We start from the raw sequence: 4,045 nt of genomic DNA on the forward strand, positions 1-4,045 counted from the left end.
ACCGTTACCAAATCGCAACCGTGTAAAGTACGCTTAAGCCGCATGGCATGAGGACTTCAGCGTATTTAACTAACCACACTCATGCCAGAAGAGCCGAAATAAAAGGGTAATTTCCTGAAGTTATAGATGAGCCAGACGATAACCTTCTCAGTTATCCATATTATTAGTCGTAAGAAAGAGGCTACCAGTTCAATAAATACAAGGAATTTTTGTATAAAAGGTTCTTTTGTTTCTCCAAGAGCAAACATTATTACGTCATCTGCTCCGTTTTTCAAAAGAATGTCGCGGCAGGCAATAAGTGAATTACCCGTTGTTGTAACATCATCAAGAAGGATTACAGTCATACCTTTGACGGATTCCTCTTCTGATGTCTTTATTGATTCATGATGAATGGATATTCGCCGGTCTCCACCGCTAGCGAGTTTTGGTATTTCTTTTGTTCTCTTAAGAAAATGAGTTCTGTCTATTCTGTTTTTGTCTGCTGATAGTTTTTCGGCAAGTATCGTTATTCCAGTTTCTATTTTTTGGGGATTACTTGAAGGGACGGTGCAGATTGCAACATCTTCGGGAATTAAATCATTGAGAGCTTGATAGAAATAATCTATTGCGTTTTGTTCTTTTTGCTTTAGTGCAAGGACGAGACCGCTAAATTCATCAAATTCCGGATTTCTTAGGTCTACTTCTTCATCTATCCAATACTTATGATAGGTAGATAGTGTATGTATTTTTTCTTTCGTTAGTTATTTTCCTCCTCTTCTGTTTAGTCCATTTAATGTATCCCTGGTAGCGATTATTAAATATATGATTTAATAATCAGCCTCAATTTTGGCTCGACGTTGATAATATATTATGACCACATATATGTCAATAGGAACATCCAAAGGGGCTGGTTATTAGCTGAATAAATATAGTTTTCTAAAAGACTTTTCAAAAATATCCAAATTCTGCGCTATTTCTAATATGAAGACAACTAAAGGAGATTAAGAAATAAATGAAAAAGGCATTACTTTTTATATGCACCCTGCTTACCATAAGCTCTGCCGCCCTGCCGGTATGTGCCATGGAAGATAGCTGCGGCGATGAAATAGCTGTAACAGAATCAATAACAACAAAACAGTCAGAAGTTTCTCCCTGCCAGGTGAACTTATCCCTTAACGCAGATGAAGCTTTTACCCTGTCGGTCTACGCAGAGATCCAAAACACAGACACCGGGAACATATACAGATTAAACCTCTACCATGACAACAAATACATGGATAAATGCTTTGTGGAAGAGGGTAATTACAAAGTCCTCGAAATAGCATCATATGAGGATTCAACAGGAACCTACAGCTTCACTTACCCTGAAGACTTCTCCATAAAAAGCGGAGACACCATAGACCTTGTAACAATGATCTCGGAAAAGGAAGCTGAAACACCCGATATAAAGCGTGAGCTTATAGAACAGGACTCATCCTATGAATCCGACTTTGATGTATTCCATGAAGGATCAGGTCTTGGTCAGATAGCCATAGAAGGAACACAGAATGGACGATATGAGCTGGCGATAAAAATAACATCATCCGGCGTACCCGGTGGCTTTTCAATAAAATACAGCTTGGATGATGGCTCAACCTGGTCAGATGAAAAGCTTGTTCCACTCCATGGATCCCTTGAACTCTTCTCACAGACAGAAAATGGAAATAGCATATCAACAGGCCTTACCGCTAGATTCATAATAGATAATGCAACAGATGCTACTCCTTTTGTTATGGGGGATTACTACTACGCCCACATCAGCGATCCAAAGACTTCCGTTGTTTCAGATCATATCGGTGACAGCAGCGTTGAAATGGAAATAACCACGTTAGATTCCTCAAAGCTGTTATATGATATCCTCTCAGATAACAACCTATCCTTCTATGTAAGAGTACTTAAAAGCGGCATGGCAGGTGAATCCGTAATAGAGATCTCCCTTGACGGCGGAAAGACCTTCATGGAAGAGCGCATAACACCTAGGACAGCACTTAATTTTGAAGAACTGGGGCTTAAGATGACTTTTCCATTGTCAGATACCTACCAGCTAAAGGAAGGCGATGTATATAAAGTCTATCCCTACAAGATGAACTATGTAAAAGCCTATATCCTCGCAGTAGTGATACTGCTTCTTACCTTTTCATTTATTATTGCATCATACCTGTACCTTAGATCAAAGATCCCCGGGGATGATGAGTGGCATATAAGAATATATGAACCTGACTTTTACTTACCTCCCATCGACCAGGAGGCATAAAATAATGAAACGCAGAGCATTATTTAGGAATACCCTGCCCTTTATCCCACTCCTTATACTTGTTATGGTATATACACTGTCTGGCTACAGACTTTTGTATGTACCAACAAGGAGCATGGAGCCAACGATAAACTCAGGGAGTTTTGCAATTGGGAAAAGGGTTAGCCCAGAGGAACTTAATGTAAATGACATAGCAGTCTATAAAAAAGGGAAAACAAAGATGATACACCGGATAATAGATATTGATGGGGATACCTTCACCTTTAAGGGCGACAACAACGAAACCGCAGATCCTCCGGTAAATTCAGAGGATATCCTCTATAAAGTGATCAACTATTAGAATCTGATTTTGTATATATAATATAGATATATATTGTATACACTAAATTCCAAAACAAAAAGCATGCGAAAAATGGAACAGGAAACCATAAGTCCATTTTTCACATGCCTTTTTTATAAACATTATATCTGCGCACTAAATTAATATTGTTTAATAACTAAATTCTGCAAGATCAGGAGCTTCACGCAAAATGCTCTTTCTGAGCTTATTCATAGCTCCTCTCTCAATAGCCATAAGCTGCTTGAGTTCCACGCCCATGCATTCTGCCAGTTCTTTTCTTGTAACCTTTTCTTCTGAAATGAATCCGTGGTATCTGAAAATAACGTACTTCTCCACGCTTGTAAGTTCCTTGTCCATGATAGCACTGAGTATACTGCACTTCTGGGACTCAAAGTACTTAAGCTCTGCGGAAATCATATTCTTAAGTGAGACGGTTGAATCTGTGATCGCCTCAGCCTCTGATTTCTCAAGAACATCCACGTAAGCATCGGTTGAAAGAGGTACTGCCTGAGTAGTGAAGTCACAGACTATTTCACTCAGCTCCGGCATCGTTATATCATAGCCATTTGCTTTAAGATACTCGATGCAGCCTTTCATCTCTTTATTGCTGAATCTTTCTAAATCAACGCCATTATCAGCAAAGTACTTCTTAACCTTCATCATCAGAAGATATCTTTTTTCCGGAATCTTAACACCATTGCAGGGTTCGCGATACATGTAAGATCTAAGAACCTTTCTAGGAGCTGCGACCTTAAGCATGGACAAGAGACTGTTATTGGTCTTCATGTCGAAATACCTGGAAATCATCTCCCAGACTACCTCATCCGTGATCTCATTTACATAATTCGCCTCACTTGCAGGAATGCAAGTCTTAAGTAATGCGACCATACGGTTATGGTAATGCTTAATGATCTGCCTCATGCAAAAGTCATCTCTTACGCCCAGCTGTACTCCAGCTATAAGAGCATATTCCTGATCTTTTCGAAGATTGATCTTAGCCGGGATCTCTTCAATAGGATCAAATGTGACATTTATGTTGTGAGCCTCTATAAGCTCAGCCACATCAGCATCATTTAGGCTCAGTGAGAGCATCTCAAATAACTCAGCACATATTTCAGATCCGGTATCTTTTGCAACACAGGCAATAATTCCCAGTCGTTCATCTCTTGAATACTTAACATTCCCAACTTCGGTTGTTAAAGACTCCTCCCTCTGAGCGCACCTATTAGCCATAGAAAACCTCCTTTCCAAAAACACTAAAACGGGCGGAAACTCCCGCTTGTTTCCTAGTTTCTATCGGTGACACCTTGGGAAATACTGCCGCAGATATGCAATTTATAGGTTCTTCCGCATTTATTAGTAAAACTATGGTTTTCTGTACATCAGTTTGGCCGAGAGTAACTCAATTCCACAGCGACCATACATAGCCTTTT

4 protein-coding genes are annotated in these 4,045 nt (G+C 39.6%); 2 read left to right on the forward strand and 2 right to left on the reverse strand.

What is annotated here, in order from left to right; genetic code table 11:
• Positions 1 to 65: 65 nt before the first annotated feature.
• On the reverse strand, positions 66 to 725 hold the full coding sequence (locus BLR42_RS24035; RefSeq protein WP_139165252.1) for a ComF family protein: 660 nt from the start codon (positions 723 to 725) through the stop codon (positions 66 to 68).
• A 266-nt stretch (positions 726 to 991) separates the two neighbouring features.
• On the opposite strand from BLR42_RS24035, the gene BLR42_RS21980 reads away from it, so the two are divergent.
• Positions 992 to 2,272, forward strand: coding sequence for a hypothetical protein (locus tag BLR42_RS21980; RefSeq protein ID WP_091873823.1), 1,281 nt, complete (start codon positions 992 to 994; stop codon positions 2,270 to 2,272).
• A 4-nt stretch (positions 2,273 to 2,276) separates the two neighbouring features.
• Complete coding sequence (locus BLR42_RS21985) at positions 2,277 to 2,612, forward strand: signal peptidase I (protein WP_170832942.1); 336 nt, start codon at positions 2,277 to 2,279, stop codon at positions 2,610 to 2,612.
• 150 nt (positions 2,613 to 2,762) lie between these two features.
• Here the strand turns inward: BLR42_RS21985 and BLR42_RS21990 are convergent, their stop codons facing one another.
• Positions 2,763 to 3,845, reverse strand: a complete 1,083-nt coding sequence (locus tag BLR42_RS21990) for a hypothetical protein (RefSeq protein WP_091873828.1) — start codon at positions 3,843 to 3,845, stop codon at positions 2,763 to 2,765.
• Positions 3,846 to 4,045 lie beyond the last annotated feature (200 nt).

This window comes from Butyrivibrio sp. INlla16, assembly GCF_900104155.1.
GTDB lineage: Bacteria > Bacillota > Clostridia > Lachnospirales > Lachnospiraceae > Butyrivibrio.